At 74.7% G+C, this 15317-nt stretch carries 12 protein-coding genes; 8 read left to right on the top strand and 4 right to left on the bottom strand.

The features are described from left to right. Positions 1 to 20: 20 nt before the first annotated feature. Complete coding sequence (locus SNR22_RS13495; protein WP_320066872.1) at positions 21 to 1802, bottom strand: NAD+ synthase; 1782 nt, start codon at positions 1800 to 1802, stop codon at positions 21 to 23. A 218-nt stretch (positions 1803 to 2020) separates the two neighbouring features. On the opposite strand from SNR22_RS13495, the gene glnA reads away from it, so the two are divergent. The 4 genes from glnA (at position 2021) to SNR22_RS13515 (ending at position 5141) form a co-directional block, all read left to right on the top strand. Then, positions 2021 to 3370 carry a type I glutamate--ammonia ligase gene (glnA, locus tag SNR22_RS13500; protein WP_320066873.1) on the top strand — a complete coding sequence of 450 codons (1350 nt, stop codon included), beginning with the start codon at positions 2021 to 2023 and terminating at the stop codon, positions 3368 to 3370. A 102-nt stretch (positions 3371 to 3472) separates the two neighbouring features. Beyond that, positions 3473 to 3898, top strand: a complete 426-nt coding sequence (locus SNR22_RS13505; RefSeq protein ID WP_320066874.1) for a DUF350 domain-containing protein — start codon at positions 3473 to 3475, stop codon at positions 3896 to 3898. A 76-nt stretch (positions 3899 to 3974) separates the two neighbouring features. Continuing rightward, a complete protein-coding gene (locus SNR22_RS13510) occupies positions 3975 to 4667 on the top strand; it encodes a helix-turn-helix transcriptional regulator (protein ID WP_320066875.1) in 693 nt (230 codons plus the stop codon). 102 nt (positions 4668 to 4769) lie between these two features. After that, a complete protein-coding gene (locus SNR22_RS13515) occupies positions 4770 to 5141 on the top strand; it encodes a VOC family protein (protein ID WP_320066876.1) in 372 nt (123 codons plus the stop codon). Between the two features lie 188 nt (positions 5142 to 5329). On the opposite strand, the gene SNR22_RS13520 is transcribed toward SNR22_RS13515, so the two are convergent. Continuing rightward, entirely contained in the window at positions 5330 to 5845 is a 516-nt protein-coding gene (locus tag SNR22_RS13520) for a hypothetical protein (protein WP_320066877.1), read from the bottom strand. Positions 5846 to 6026: 181 nt separating this feature from the next. On the opposite strand from SNR22_RS13520, the gene SNR22_RS13525 reads away from it, so the two are divergent. After that, positions 6027 to 6908 (top strand): virginiamycin B lyase, encoded by an 882-nt coding sequence (locus tag SNR22_RS13525; RefSeq protein ID WP_320066878.1) that lies wholly within the window; start codon positions 6027 to 6029, stop codon positions 6906 to 6908. 47 nt (positions 6909 to 6955) lie between these two features. On the opposite strand, the gene SNR22_RS13530 is transcribed toward SNR22_RS13525, so the two are convergent. Then, complete coding sequence (locus SNR22_RS13530) at positions 6956 to 7831, bottom strand: LD-carboxypeptidase (protein WP_320066905.1); 876 nt, start codon at positions 7829 to 7831, stop codon at positions 6956 to 6958. A gap of 185 nt (positions 7832 to 8016) precedes the next feature. Here SNR22_RS13530 and SNR22_RS13535 point away from each other — a divergent pair, with 185 nt between their 5' ends. Next, positions 8017 to 8781 (top strand): type 1 glutamine amidotransferase, encoded by a 765-nt coding sequence (locus tag SNR22_RS13535; RefSeq protein WP_320066879.1) that lies wholly within the window; start codon positions 8017 to 8019, stop codon positions 8779 to 8781. Positions 8782 to 8786: 5 nt separating this feature from the next. Further along, the gene (locus SNR22_RS13540) at positions 8787 to 11855 is read left to right on the top strand and encodes a bifunctional [glutamine synthetase] adenylyltransferase/[glutamine synthetase]-adenylyl-L-tyrosine phosphorylase (RefSeq protein WP_320066880.1); all 3069 of its coding nucleotides are present in this window, start codon (positions 8787 to 8789) and stop codon (positions 11853 to 11855) included. Positions 11856 to 11893: 38 nt separating this feature from the next. Here SNR22_RS13540 and SNR22_RS13545 read toward each other — a convergent pair whose 3' ends face one another. After that, positions 11894 to 13477 (bottom strand): hypothetical protein, encoded by a 1584-nt coding sequence (locus tag SNR22_RS13545; protein WP_320066881.1) that lies wholly within the window; start codon positions 13475 to 13477, stop codon positions 11894 to 11896. Positions 13478 to 13521: 44 nt separating this feature from the next. Between SNR22_RS13545 and mptB the strand changes: the two genes are divergently transcribed. Then, positions 13522 to 14934, top strand: a complete 1413-nt coding sequence (gene mptB, locus SNR22_RS13550) for a polyprenol phosphomannose-dependent alpha 1,6 mannosyltransferase MptB (RefSeq protein WP_320066882.1) — start codon at positions 13522 to 13524, stop codon at positions 14932 to 14934. The last annotated feature ends 383 nt before the right edge of the window (positions 14935 to 15317 follow it).

The following is a 15317-nucleotide window of genomic DNA, read 5'->3' on the forward strand; positions in this document are numbered from 1 at the left end:
CCGGCCGGGGAGCCGCCACCTCAGCCGTTCTCGCGCCAGCGGTTGGTGATCGGCAGCCGGCGGTCCCGCCCGAACGCCTTCATCGAGATTTTGGTGCCCGGGGCCGACTGCCGGCGTTTGTACTCGGCGGTGTCCACCATCCGCAGCACCCGGTCGATGACGGCCGGGTCGTGACCGGCCTCGACGAGTCCGGCCCGGCCGAGGTCGCCGTCGACGTAGCCGATCAGGATCGGGTCGAGCACGTCGTAGTCGGGCAGCGTGTCGCTGTCGAGCTGGCCGGGGCTCAGCTCGGCGCTCGGCGGCTTGCCGATCGAGTTCTCCGGGATCGGCGGGGTCTCGCCCCGGCGGGCGGCGTCCGCGTTACGCCACTTCGCCAGCCGCCAGACCAGCGTCTTCCACACGTCCTTGATCGGGTTGAACCCGCCGACCGAGTCGCCGTAGAGGGTGGAGTAGCCGACCGCCAGCTCGCTCTTGTTGCCGGTGGTGAGGACGAGATGGCCCTCCTGGTTCGACAGCGCCATCAGGATCACCCCACGCACCCGGGCCTGGAGGTTCTCCACCGCCACCCCGGAGAGCGACATGTTCGCCAGGAAGGTGTCCACCATCGGCTGGATCGGCTCGATCCGGTAGTCCAGCCCGGTGCGCTTGGCCAGGTCCTCCGCGTCCGCCCGGGAGTGCTCCGAGGAGTGCTGGCTGGGCAGCGACACCCCGACCACCCGGTCCGGGCCGACCGCGTCGACCGCGAGGGCCGCCACCACCGCCGAGTCGATGCCGCCGGAGAGGCCGAGCACCACCGACGGGAACCGGTTCTTGTCGACGTAGTCACGCAGGCCCAGCACCAGCGCCTGCCACACCTCGGCCTCGTCGGCCGCCGGCTCGATGATCCCGCCGAGGGCCACCTCGCCCGGGGCGGGCGGCCGGACGTCGCCGACCTCGGCGCGCACGATCCGCATCCCGTCGGCCAGCTCCCCGTCGCGGGAGGCCAGCTCCCTGTCGTCGGAGGCCGGCTTGCTCGACGAGGGCAGCTCGACGTCGTGCAGGAGCAGGTGGGCGACGAACTGCGGGGCACGGGCCAGCAGCGTGCCGTCCGCGCCGACGATCATCGAGTCGCCCTCGAAGACCAGCTCGTCCTGGGCGCCGACCATGTTGACGTACGCCACGCATGCGCCCGCCTCGGCGGCCCGGCGGCGGACCAGCGGCAGCCGGATGTCGTCCTTGTTCAGCTCGTACGGCGAACCGTTGATCGTGACCACCAGGCCCACCCCGGCCTGCCGGGCCGCCGCGAACGGGCCGCCGGCCTGCCACAGGTCCTCGCAGATGGTCAGCGCCACGTCCACCCCGCCGACCCGCACCACCGTGAGGGTGTCGCCGGGGACGAAGTAGCGGTCCTCGTCGAACACCCCGTAGTTGGGCAGGTGGTGCTTGAAGTAGGTGGCCAGCACCTCGCCCCGGTGCAGCACCGCGGCGGCGTTGCGGGCGCCGCGCCCCGGCTCGGCGTCGGAGCTGACCTGCGGCGGGCCGTCCGCGTCCAGGTAGCCGACGACCACCGGAAGGTCGCCGAGGCCGTCGGCGGCCAGGTCGGCGGCGAGGCGGCGCAGCGCCGCCTGCGACGCGGCGACGAAGGACCGGCGGAAGACCAGATCCTCGACCGGGTAGCCGGTCAGCGTCATCTCCGGGAACAGAACGAGTTGGGCGCCGTTGTCGGCGGCCCGCCGGCTCCACCGGCGGACCAGGTCGGCATTGCCGGCGAGGTCGCCGACGCTCGGGTTGACCTGGGACAGGGCGAGACGCAGGGTGGGCATGCCCACATCTTGCCCCAGCCGCACGGCCCCGACACGGCGGGCGGCGGTCACCCGGACGAAGGCCCGGGGCGGGTGGCCCGCAGGCTACCCGCCAGGTGGCGGGACACGGCGGGACGCCGTACGGGAGTTCGCGTAACGTCTGCGTAAAAGAGCCGGGGGAGACTGGGCGGCCAGGCCCGGCCGGCGGGTAGGTGGACAACGTGTCGCGAGGGGTAGAAGTGGACCGTCAGCAGGAGTTCGTTCTCCGTACGCTGGAAGAGCGCGACATCCGGTTCGTCCGGCTGTGGTTCACCGACGTGCTGGGCACGCTCAAGAGCGTGTCGGTTGCGCCCGCCGAGCTGGAGTCGGCCTTCGAGGAGGGCATCGGCTTCGACGGCTCGGCGATCGAGGGCTTCGCCCGGGTCTTCGAGTCCGACATGGTGGCCATGCCCGACCCGACCACCTTCCAGGTGTTCCCCTTCGAGGGCGGGGCGAGCGGCGAGAGCGCCCGGATGTTCTGCGACATCCTGCTTCCCGACGGCGGCCCGTCCTGGGCCGACCCCCGGCACGTGCTGCGCCGGATGCTGTCCAAGGCCGCCGAGAAGGGCTTCACCTTCTACACCCACCCGGAGATCGAGTTCTTCCTGCTGGAGAACGGCCCGCAGGACGGCTCGGTGCCCATCCCGGTCGACACCGGCGGCTACTTCGAGCACACCACCCACGCGGTGGCCCGGGACTTCCGCCGCCAGGGGGTGCTGGCCCTGGAGCGGATCGGCATCTCGGTGGAGTACAGCCACCACGAGGTCGCTCCCGGCCAGCAGGAGATCGACCTGCGCTACGCCGACGCGCTGACCACCGCCGACAACATCATGACCTTCCGGCACGTGGTCAAGGAGGTCGCGCTCTCCGCCGGTGTGCAGGCCAGCTTCATGCCGAAGCCGTTCACCGACCAGCCGGGCAACGGCATGCACACCCACCTGTCCCTGTTCGAGGGGGAGCGCAACGCGTTCCACGACAGCGGCGACCCGATGAAGCTGTCGAAGGTGGCGAAGTCGTTCATTGCCGGGCTGCTCACGCACGCCCGGGAGTACACGGCGGTCACCAACCAGTGGGTCAACTCGTACAAGCGGCTGTTCCCGCAGGCGCTGCCGGACCGGATCACCGAAAGCCCCGCGTACGTCTGCTGGGGTCACCTGAACCGCTCCGCGCTGGTCCGCGTCCCCGCGTACGGCAAGCCGAACTCCGCCCGGGTGGAGGTCCGTTCGCTGGACTCGGCGACGAACCCCTACCTGGCCTTCGCGGTGTTGCTCGGCGCCGGCCTCAAGGGCATCGAGGAGGGCTACGAGCTGCCCCCGGGCGCCGAGGACGACGTCTGGTCGCTGAGCAGCGCCGAGCGCCGCGCGATGGGATACGAGGCGCTGCCGGAGAACCTTGCCGAGGCGATCGACGTGATGGCCGGCTCCGAGCTGGTCGCCGAGGTGCTCGGCGAGCACGTCTTCGACTTCTTCCTGCGCAACAAGCGGGCCGAGTGGGAGCAGTACCGCCGCGAGGTCACCCCCTACGAGAGGCAGCGCTACCTGTCGCTGTAGGGCCGCCGACGGCGCCCCTCGTCGGGGGTTGCGGCCGGCCGATATCGTCTCGATCACCGCGCCGGCACCCCCGTCGGGCGGCAGGTGGTCGGGAGGCAGTCGGTGCTGGAGGATCTGTTCAGCGGAGCCTGGCAGAGCGTCGTGTTCGGGGTCGTCGGGGTGGGGCTGATGGCGGCCGGCTTCGGCCTGGTCGACCTGCTCACCCCCGGCAAGCTGCGCGAGCTCATCTGGGTGCGGCGCAACTCCAACGCCGGGTTGCTGCTGGCCGCGAACCAGCTCGGCATCGCCGGGATCGTCTTCACCGCGATCCTCACCAGCTACAGCGACTTCGCCAAGGGACTGGCCTCCACGGTGATCTTCGGGCTGATCGGCCTGCTGGTCATGGCGCTGGCCTTCTTCGTGCTGGACCTGCTCACCCCGGGCCGGCTCGGCGAGGTGATCTGCTCCGACGAGCCGCACCCGGCGGCCTGGGTCAGCGCCGCCACCCACTTCGGGGCCGCGCTGATCGTCTGCGCCTGCATCGCCTGACCCGGCGCGGCTCTCGGCCCTGCCCCGCCCCGCCTGACCCGGCCTCGTCGTCGCACCCGGCGGCTAGCCTGCGGGCGTGAACCGGACGGACCGCCTCTACGCCCTGGTTGAGGAGCTGCGGGCGGTGTCGCCCCGGCCGCGCAGCGCCCGCTGGCTCGCCCACCGCTTCGAGGTCAGCTCCCGCACCATCGAACGCGACATCGGCGCGTTGCAGCAGGCCGGGGTGCCGATCTGGGCCGAGCCGGGGCGCACCGGCGGCTACGCCGTCGACCGGGCGCACACCCTGCCGCCGGTCAACCTCACCGCCGCCGAGGCGGTGGCGATGGCCGTGGCGCTGCACCGCCTCGGCGCCGGCCCGTTCACCGAGGCGGGAGCCACTGCCCTGCGCAAGCTGCTCGCGGTGATGCCATCCGCCGACGCCGCCGAGGCCCGCCGGCTCGCCGGCCGGGTGCACCTCATCGGCGGTGGGCCCGCCGCGCCCGTCCCGGCCACCGTCGCCGGCGCGGTCGCCGCCCGCCGGGCGCTGCGCCTCGGGTACGCCGACCGCGCGGGCGTCGTCACCGAGCGGACCGTCGAGCCGCTGGGCTTCCTCGGCAACCCCACTCACTGGTACCTGGTGGCCTGGTGCCGGCTGCGCGACGGGGTGCGGGCGTTCCGGGTCGACCGGATCGGCGCGGTGACCGTGCTGCCGGAGCCCGTCACCCGGGAGCTGCGCACCGACGATCTGGACATTCCGGCCGAGCGGGTCCGCACACTCAGCCTCGCCTGAGCACGAGCGAAAGGCGGAGGAGAAACACCGACAGGACGGTGTCGCGGACGGGGGCGAGGCTGTCTCCTGACGCCGGCCGAGCGGCCGGCACGAGGAGGCAACATGTCCAGCACGCCCGTCACCTGGTTCGAGATCGGCACCGACCGCCCCGACGAGGCGGAGCGCTTCTACGGTGAGCTGTTCGGCTGGGCGTTCGAGGATCAGGGGGCACCGGGACGGTCGTACCGGGTGACCGCCGGTGGCGGCGGGGAGGCCGGGATCGGTGGGGCGATCCGCGCCTCCGACGGCAGCACGCCGAACTACGCGATCTTCTATGCCCAGGTCACCGACGTGGCCGACGCCTGCCGGCGGGCCGAGGCGGCCGGCGGCAAGGTGCTGGTGCCGCAGGTCACCGCGCCGACCGGGCTGACCTTCGCCCACCTGGCCGACCCGGCGGGGAACCACTTCGGGGTGTTCACGCCGCCCGCCGGGTGAGCGCCGGCCCAGGGCTGACTCCCGCGATGGTCAGGTCGAGCACTACGCGCGGGCCCTCGGCATCCCGCTCACGACCTTGATCCGGCGGTTCTGTGGCGCCTTGCCCGGGTGGGACCCGAGAATGTCGGGCCCCACCCTGTCGGCGTACGGTGCGCGGCCCACCCCGGTCGGGGTGGGCCGCGCGGGCGTCACTTGCCCTCGGAACCGCCGTCGGCCTGGTCGCCCTTGGCCGGGCCACCCTTACCCGGGCCGCCGGGGCCGTGACCCCGGTCGCCACCGGCGGGGAAGACGCCCGCCTCGGCGGCCTTGGTGATCGCGTCGGCCTGCTCCTGGGTGAGCTTGCCGTCCTTGACGGCCTGGGCCAGGCGCTCCTTCAGCGCGGCCTGCCGGTCGGCGGCGTCGGGACGCTCGCCCCGCTCGCCGCGCTCCGGCCGGTCGTTCTTCTGCTGGTCGCGCACCTTCTCCAGGGCGTCGGTCACCTTGGCGGCGTCCACCCCCAGCTCCTTGGCGAGGGCCTCGGCGAACGCGGCCCGCCGGTCGTCCTTCTGCTGCTTCCGATCGGTGTCCTGGCTGCTGCTCGCGCTGGGCGTCGAGGCGGTGCTGTCCTCGGCGAACGCGACGGTCGGCGCCGCGATCCCCACGGTGAGCACGCCCGCCGCCGCGAGGCCGGCCAGCAGTTGCTTCTTCGTGATCGTGCGGGACATTCGTCCTCCAACTGATCGCTCGAATGCGTTGACGTCACCGAGCGTGACCGGTTGAACTGGGCGCGAGCCGTGCCGAACCTGTCAGCAGGCTGAAAGTTTGCCCGGCTCCGGGCAGAAACCGCTTGCGGTGGGACGTTCCACCCCACAGGGTGTGGCGAACAGACCGGAGAGGCGGGCCCCCTTGATCATCCCCACCATTCGGGAGACCACCCTGCCGGACCCGCACTGCGGGCCGTACGGAATCGCCGCCGGCCCCGACGGCGCGCTGTGGCTGACGCTGGTGCGCACCGGCGGGATCGCCCGGGTGAGTGTCGACGGTGCGGTGCGGATGCACCCCGGCGTCCCCGAGAGCCGCCCGCTGGTCATCACGGCCGGCCCGGACGGCGGGCTCTGGTTCACCCGCTCCGGCGACGACCGGATCGGCCGGCTCACCACCGCAGGCGAAGCGACCTCCGTGACGCTGCCACCTGGCACCGGCCCGTGCGGCATCGCCGCCGGCCCCGACGACGCCTGCTGGTACGCGGGGATGAACGACGACACCATTGGCCGGGTCGGCATGGACGGGACGGTCACCGTGTACCCGGTGCCGGTCGCCGGTGGGTTCCCCTCGATGATCACGGCAGGGCCGGACGACGCCATGTGGTTCACCCTCAACCAGGGCAACGCCGTCGGCCGGATCGCGCTCGACGGCGCGGTGACCCTGCACGAGCTGCCCACCGCCGCCGCCGGTCCGGTCGGCATCACCCTCGGCGTCGACGGCGCGCTCTGGTTCGTGGAGATCGCCGCCGGTCAGCTCGGCCGGATCACCCCGGACGGGCGGATCGAGGAGTTCCCGCTGCCGGACCGGGCCGCCCGGCCGCACGCGATCGTCGCCGACCCGGCCGGCGGCTGCTGGTTCACCGAGTGGGCGGCCAACCGGATCGGGCACGTCGCCCCCGACGGCCGCATCGACGCGTACGACCTGCCCACCCCCGACTCCGAACCCCACGGGCTGACCGTCCTCCCCGACGGCACGGTCCACGCCGCCCTGGAACGCGGTGCGGTGGCGCACCTCACCGCCTGAGCGCGCACCTCACCGCCTGAGCGGTCGGCGGCGCGGCGGCCGAGCGGTCAGCGGACGGCGGGGGTGACCGTGAGGGTGCCGGCGTCGGCGTCCAGGGTGGCCGGCACGCCCACGCCGACCGTGAGCTGGCCGGGGCCGTGGCCGATCGGCAGGCCGCCGAGGACCGGGACGCCGAGGTCGCCGAGGCGGTCGGTCAGCACGTCGGCGACGGTGGTGTCCCAGCCGTCCGCGCAGTCGGTGAACTGCCCGACGGCCACCCCGGCCAGCGCGTGCAGCAGGCCGGCCCGGCGCAGCTGGGTGAGCATCCGGTCCACCTTGTACGGCGGCTCCTGCACGTCCTCGATCAGCAGGATCGCCCCGGTCAGGTCGGGCAGGTCCGGGGTGCCCAGCGTGGCGACGAGCAGGCAGAGGTTGCCGCCGAGCAGCGTCCCGGTGGCCCGGCCGGACACCCGCACGGCGTACGTCTCCTCCTCGGGCACGGCGGCGACGGTGACCGGCTCGGTGGTCATCAGCGCGGCGTGCAACGACTCGGCCGACCGCAACGGGGTGCGCTCGTCCAACCAGGCCGCCCCGGGACCGTGCACGCCGGCCAGCCGGGCGCCCCGCCAGAGGGCGAACTGGAGCGCGGTGATGTCGGAGAAGCCCGCCACCACCTTCGGGTCCCGGCGGACCGCCGCCATGTCGATCGCGTCGACCACCCGCTGGGCGCCGTACCCGCCCCGGGTGCAGATCACCCCGCGCACCTCGGGATCGGCGAACGCGGTGTTCAGGTCGGCGGCGCGCAGCTCGTCCGCCCCGGCCAGGTACCCCTGCCGGGCGTACGCGTTCGGCGCGAGCACCGGCCGCAGCCCCCAGCCGGTGAGCAGTTCGACGCCCCGGGCCACCCGCTCCGGCCGGGTCGGCCCGGACGGGGAGACCAGCATCACGGTGTCCCCGGGCCGCAGGACCGGGGGGCGTAGGACCGGTGGGCGCAGGACGGCGTCGTCGGTGAACACAGCCGCAGAGCCTAGCGCCGCAGTCCGGGGCCAGGGGCCCCGTCGCCCCCGGAGACCGGCGCGGTGGAGAGGCGTCCTCGGCCGTCGTCGACGAACCCGATAGCCTCGACGTCGTGGGAACCGCGCTGGTGATCGAGAACGACCCGACCGATGACGTCCGCCGGCTGGGGGAATGGCTGGTGGAGGGGGGCCTGGAGCTGCGGGTGCTGCGCCCGCACGCCGGCGAGGACCTCCCCGCCGACCTGGAGGGGTACGTGGCCCTGGTGGTGCTGGGCGGCGAGCAACTGCCGTACCTGCCCGACGGCAGCCCCGGTGCGCCCTGGTTCCCGAAGCTGGAGGGGCTGCTGCGCAAGGCGGTACGGCACCGGGTGCCCGCCCTCGGCATCTGCCTGGGCGCGCAGCTGCTGGCCACCGCGCACGCCGGCCGGGTGGAGCGGAGCGCGTCCGGGCCCGAGGTCGGCCCCGCCGTGGTCGGCAAGCGGGACGCCGCCGACGCCGACCCACTGTTCCGGTACGTGCCGCTGATCCCCGACGTGTTCCAGTGGCACACCGACGAGATCACCGAGCTGCCGCACGGGGCGACCCTGCTGGCCGCCTCCACCCGCTACCCGCACCAGGCGTTCCGCCTCGGCGACCGGGCCTGGGGGCTGCAGTTCCACATCGAGTGCGACACCGCGATGATCGCCGACTGGGCCACCGACTCGCACCTGATCGCCGAGCTGGGCTACGACCCCGAGCTGGTGGTCGACGCCTGCGCCCGGCTGATGCCCGACGTCGAGGAGGTCTGGCAGCCCTTCGCGATCCGGTTCGCCGCCCTCGCCCTCGGCGAGCTGGGCGACGACAGCTTCCGGCGCGATCTTCCGCTGCTCGGGCACTGAGTGCGATGAGCAGACCGGCCCGGGCCCGGCTGGCCCGCTACGGCTTCGGCGTCGCCGACGGCGACAACGGCTCCCGGGCCGCCGACCTGCTCGGCCCGTCCGGGCTGGGCCTGTGGCGGCCACCCGAGCAGGAGCCGGTCGACGAACGCGCTGGCGATCTGCTGGCCGCGCTGTCCCGGGCCGCCGACCCGGACCTGGCCCTGCGTCAGCTGCACCGCCTCGTGGAGTCCGAGCGACGCGCCGCCGAGCGCAGCGGCGACGCCGCCGGCCTGCCTGCTGGCCCGGCCGCTGGTTCGGCCGACTCGACGCTGCTGGACGCGCTGCACGCCGACCCGGGGCTGCGCCGGCGACTGGTCGCGGTGCTCGGCGCGTCGTCGGCGCTCGGCGATCACCTGGTGGCCAACCCCGGCCAGTGGCCGGTGCTGGGCACCGCCCCCGACGGGCTGGCCCCCGTCGCCGAGGGCCGGCTGGACCTGGCCGCCGCGACCCGGGTCACCGCGTCCACCCAGCCGATCGCGGTGCTCCGCCAGGCGTACCGGCTGGCCCTGCTGCGGATCGCGGCGGCCGACCTGACCGCCGGGCGGGCCCTGGAACAGACCATGGCCGCGCTCTCCGCGCTCGCCGACGCCACCCTCGCCGCGGCGTACGACATCGCGGTGGGCGAGCTGCCCGAGGGCACGGCCCGGCCACGCCTCGGCGTGGTGGCGATGGGCAAGTGCGGCGGCGGCGAGCTGAACTACGTCTCCGACGTCGACGTGATCTTCGTCTGCGCCGAGGACGACGAGCTGCCGGCGGCCACCACGATCGCCACCCGACTGATCCACATCTGTGGGCTGGTCGCCTGGCCGGTCGACGCCGCGCTGCGGCCCGAGGGCAGCCGGGGCCCGCTGGTCCGCACCCTGGCCAGCCACCTGGCGTACTACCGGCGCTGGGCGCGCACCTGGGAGTTTCAGGCGCTGCTGAAGGCCCGCCCGGCGGCCGGCGACCTGGCGTTGTCCCAGGAGTGGATCGACCAGCTCGCCCCGCTGGTCTGGCGGGCCGCAGAACGCCCCGAGGCGGTCTCCGACGTCCGCTCGATGCGCCGCAGGATCATCGACAACATCCCGCCGAAGGAGCTGGACCGCGAGATCAAACGCGGCCCCGGCGGGCTGCGCGACATCGAGTTCGCCGTCCAGCTGCTGCAACTGGTGCACGGCCGGGGCGACGAGACGCTGCGCGTCCCCGGCACCATCCCCGCCCTGCGCGCCCTGGTTGCCGGCGGCTACGTCGGCCGGGCCGACGGGGAGGCGCTGCTGCGCGGGTACCGCTTCCTGCGTGGCGTCGAGCACCGGCTCCAGCTCCAGGGCCTGCGCCGCACCCACACCGTGCCGACCGAGCCGGCCGCGCTGCGCTGGCTCGCCGCCGCCCTCGGCTACGCGGCGACCCCGGGCCGCAGCGTCGTCGAGGAGTTCCGCGCCGAGTGGGTCACCCACGCCACCGAGGTACGCCGGCTGCACGCCAAGCTGCTCTACCGGCCGCTGCTGGAGTCGGTCGCCCGGGTCCCCGCCGACGGGCTGCGACTCACCCCGGAGGCGGCCCGGCACCGGCTGGAGATCCTCGGCTTCGCCGACCCGGCCGGGGCGCTGCGCCACCTCCAGTCCCTCACCGGCGGGGTGAGCCGCACCGCCGCCATCCAGCGCACCCTGCTGCCGGTGCTGCTCAGCGAGTTCGCCGACGCGCCCGAGCCGGACCGGGGGCTGCTCAACTACCGCAAGGTCTCCGACAAGCTGGGCAGCACCCCCTGGTACCTGCGGCTGCTGCGCGACTCCGGCCCGGTGGCCCGCCGGCTGGCCCGGGTGCTCTCCTCCTCCCGGTACGCCGCCGACCTGCTGGCCCGGGAGCCGGAGGCGCTGCGGATGCTGGCCGAGGAGAACGAGCTGACCCCGCGCCGCCGCGACGTGCTCTGCGAGGGTTTCGCCGCAGCGGCGGCCCGGCACGCCGACCCGGTCGAGGCGACCCGGGCGGTGCGTGCGTTGCGCCGCCGGGAACTGGTCCGGATCGCCTGCGCCGACGTGCTCAGCCGCGCCGGGTCGCTCGCCCCCACCCCGACCCGCCCCGACCCGGAAGGCCGGCTCGGCCTCGCCGACATCACCACCGTCGGCACCGCCCTGGCCGGCGTCACCGACGCGACCCTGGCCGCCGCGCTGCGTGCCACTCGCTCCGCCCAGCAGGCCCTGCCCGGCCTGCGGTTCGCGGTGATCGGCATGGGTCGGCTCGGCGGGTACGAGTCGAACTACCTCTCCGACGCCGACGTGCTCTTCGTCTACGACCCGCCCGCCGGGGCGGACGAGGGCGTGGCCAGCGCCGCCGCCCACGCGATCGCCGAGGAACTGCGCCGACTGCTCTCCGCCCCGGCCCCCGACCCGCCGCTCGGGGTGGATGCCGACCTGCGCCCGGAGGGCCGACAGGGCCCCCTGGTGCGCAGCCTCGCCGCCTACGCGCAGTACTACGCCCGCTGGTCGAAGGTGTGGGAGGCCCAGGCGCTGCTGCGGGCCCGGTTCGTCTGCGGCGACGCCGACCTGGGTACGGAGTTCGAGGCGATGGCCGATCCGGTCCGCTACCCGGCCGACGGGCTGACCCGGGAGCAGATCGTCGAGATCCGCCGGATCAAGGCGCGGGTGGAGACCGAGCGGCTGCCCCGGGGCGCCGACCCGGCCACCCACACCAAGCTGGGCCGGGGCGGGCTCGCCGACGTCGAGTGGGCGGTCCAGTTGCTCCAGCTCCGGCACGCCGGGCAGCTCCCGGCACTGCGCGGCACGCGTACCCTCGACGCGCTCGTGGCGGCGGCCGACGCCGGCCTGGTCGACCCGGCGGACGCCGCCGCGATGGCCGCCGGGTGGACGCTGGCCGCGCAGGTCCGCAACGCGCTGATGCTGGTCCGCGGCCGGGAGGGCGACCAGTTGCCCCGGCACGGCGTGGAGCTGGCCGGGGTGGTCCGGTTGCTCGGCCGCGACGACCCCGGCGAGTTCCTCGACGAATACTTGCGCACCGGCCGCCGCTCCCGCGCCGCGATGGAACGCGTCCTCGACGCCTGAGCCCAGGCGTCGGCGTCGGGGCAGGGCGGAGCCGCCGGCTAGCGGATCGTGTACCGGCCGGTGACCGGCACCGTCATAGTCGTCCACTTCCCGGCGGCAGACAGCCGCGCGGGGGGATCGGCGGTCAGCCATCGGCTGTACCGGATCCGGATCGACACGGGGACCCCGGCGGGAGCTTCGACTGTCATCGAGTGAGCATCGTGCCCTGTCAGCACGCCCGGCGGCGCTACCAGGGGCGTCGGGTCGGCCACCGCGTAGAGCCGCCAGTGCCCTTCGGACCAGACCTCGGTGAGGTACGGCAGGCCGCCGTCGACCAGTTCCGCCTCCGCGCGCCCCACCCAGGACAGCTCGGCGTCGGGCATGGCGACGTACTGCACGGCGTTGTCGGCCAGCCAGTCCCGGTAGCTGTCGGCGGTCAGCGGCACGCCGGTGCCGGCGGCACCCGGCACGGTCGTGAAGAAGAGCGGATTGCGGGCGATGTCGGCCTGCCGCAGCCAGCCCCGGGCCAGCGGGACGTCGCCGAGGAGGGCGGCCTCCCAGTAATCGCGGGTCGGCGGCACCTCGACCCGCCCGGTGAGCCCACGCCGGGCCAGCTCGGCGCTCAGCGGGGCGAAGTAGCCCGGCTCACTGGTCGGGTGGCCCACGCCACGGAGGTCGGCCGGCACCACCGGGGGCTGCCACCAGCAGATGGCGGCCAGCAGCGCCGCCAGGGCGGTGCCGGCCACCCCGCCCCGGCGCAGCGTGGCCGGCAGCCGCCCGGTGGCCCGCTCCGGCAGCCGGGCGGCGGCGGCCAGCACCGGCAGCGCGAACATCACCACCAGCCGGGTCGCGTTCAGCCCGACCGGCGTGTGTACCAGCGCGGCGAGGAGCACCCCGGCCGCCGACAGCAGCGCGCCCACCTGGACCGGCCGGTACGCCACCAGCGCGGCCACCACCAGGCTGGTCAGCACGGCGTGCAGGGTGTCGGTGCGGCTGATGTTCATCCAGCCGCCCTCGCCGAACAGCAGCCCGGTCAGCGTCAGCGGGGCCGCCGCGGCGACCCCGAGCAGCAGACCGTCGCCGTACCGGCGGGTGAGTAGCAGCGCGACCCCGGCCAGCCCGACGAACAGGCCGGCGACCGGGCTGGTCGCCGAGGCCAGCAGCGCTGCGGCAGCGGCCAGCCCGACACGCAGGCAGCGGCAGCCCGGTGACGTCTTCGTCGGCAGGGTGAGCGCGAGCAGGGCGACGAGCCCGAACGCCACGCCGAGGCCGTAGGTGACCCGTCCGGAGACGAGGTTGCCGGCGATGGTGACCACCCCGACCAGGCCGCCGAGCAGCGGGCGGGGCACCCCGGTACGCACCAGCAGCGCAGCGAACGCCGCCGCCGCGACCACCAACGCGAGAACGCCGGTCACCCGGACGCCGAGGACAGCCATCACCGGCGGGGAGACCAGGCTGTAGCCCAGCGGCTGGATCCCGCCGTACCACCGCAGGTCCATCAGGGCGGGGCCGTGCGCGGCGAAGAAGTCGGCGCGGGCCACCTGGGCCGAGAGGTCGGAGCCCATCCTCGGCAGGAGCAGGTACCCCGCGCCCAGGACGGCCGCGAACCCGGCGGAGACCGCCACCACCGCACTGCGTCGCATGCCCACCTCCGTACCGCGACCACCGTACTGGCAGCATGGCGGGCGTGCCTCACCACCTCGCGCGCTGGACGGGTTTGACCGGTTCCCTGCTGCTCGCCGTGTCCGCGTACCTCGGCGGCGCGTTCCCGACGGGTGACCTGCGCCCCACCCCGCTCAGTATCTGGCAGGGGCCGAACGGGCCGCTGATCATCGCGGCCTGGCTGCTCGGCACCGCCCTGATGGCGTGGGCCTGGTGGTCGATGCGCGACCGGGTGCCGTCGGCACGCTGGGCGCTGGTCACCGCCGGGCTCTGGCTGCTACCGCTGCTGGTCATCCCGCCGATGGCCAGCCGGGACGTCTACGCGTACGCCTGCCAGGGGGCCAGCTTCGCCAACGGGATCAGCCCGTACGAGCAGGGGGTGTCCGCGCTGCCCTGCCCGTGGCTGGACAGCATCTCCTACATCTGGCGGGACACCCCGGCACCGTACGGGCCGCTGTTCGTGGTGCTCGCCGGGGCGGTGGTGAAGGCGACCGGTTCGTTGACCGCCGCCGTCGTCGCGTTCCGGCTGCTCGCGGTCGCCGGGGTGGCGCTGATCGCCGCCTGCCTGCCGGTGCTGGCCCGCCGCTGCGGGGTCCCCGTCGGGCGGGCGCTCTGGCTGGCCCTGGCCAGCCCGCTCATCGGGGTGCACCTGGTGGCCGGTGCGCACAACGACGCGTTGATGGTCGGCCTGCTGGTCGCCGGTCTGGCAGTGGTGGCCGCCCGCCCCGGACGGCCCGGCCTGTTGCTGGCCGGCGGAGTGCTGCTCGGGCTGGCGGTGTCGATCAAGATCACCGGATTGGTGGTGATCCCGTTCGCCGCGCTGGCCGCGATGGCCGGGCCGTACCGGATCCGGACCCTGCTCCGTGACGGTGCGCCGGTGGTCGTGGGAGCGGTCGCCACGATAGTCGGGGTGACCTACGTCGGCGGCCTGGACTTCGGCTGGATCGGTGGCCTGGAGAGCGGGGGCGACGTGATCGCCTGGACGTCGCCCTCGACGGCGGTCGGCCAGACCATCGGCTACGTCGCGGTGATCTTCGGGGTGCACCTGGACGCGCTGCCGGTGGCCCGGGCCGTCGGCCTGGTCACGCTGGCCGTGCTGCTGGTCTGGTTCTGGTGGCGGGCCCGCACCCGGGAACCGCTGTTCTACGCCGGACTGGCGCTCGCCGCGACCGTCGCGCTCTCCCCGATCGTGCACCCCTGGTACTGGATCTGGCCGCTGACGGTGCTCGCCGCAACCGCCCGGCGGGGCACGTGGTTCGCCGGGATCGCGCTGGTCGGATCGTTCCTGGTGTTGCCGGACGGCACCGGCCTGGCCCGGTATACCAAGGTGCCCGGTGCGCCGCTCATGACGCTGTTGCTGATCTGGGCGGTCGTGCGGTGGGTACGGGCGGCGAGGGCTGACCGCACCCCGACCCCCGCCGCCGCGGGAGCCGACTGACCGAGGGGGCGCGCCGCAGCCGCTCGCGGAGGCTGCCGCCCACGAGGTCGGCGGCGTCCGCGAGCGAGGGCCGAAGCCGGCCCTCGCTCGCGAGATCGAGGTACGTTCCGACGAGCTCGGCGCCCCGGTCCTGCCGGTACGCCGACGGGTACGCCCAGAGCAGCCGTCGGTAGCGGCGCTCCAGCTCGCCCTGAGGGCGGCGCATCGGGCGACGGGCGAAAGCCGGCCGGGGGGGGGGGGGGGGGGGGGGGGGGGGGGGGGGGGCGGGGGGCGGGGGGGGGGGGGGGGGGGGGGGGGGGGGGGGGGGGGGGGGGGGGGGGGGGGGGGGGGGGGGGGGGGGGGGGGGGGGGGGGGGGGGGGGGGGGGGGGGGGGGGGGGGGGGG

The sequence above is a fragment of the Micromonospora sp. RTGN7 genome (assembly GCF_033804645.1).
In the GTDB taxonomy this organism is placed as follows: domain Bacteria; phylum Actinomycetota; class Actinomycetes; order Mycobacteriales; family Micromonosporaceae; genus Micromonospora.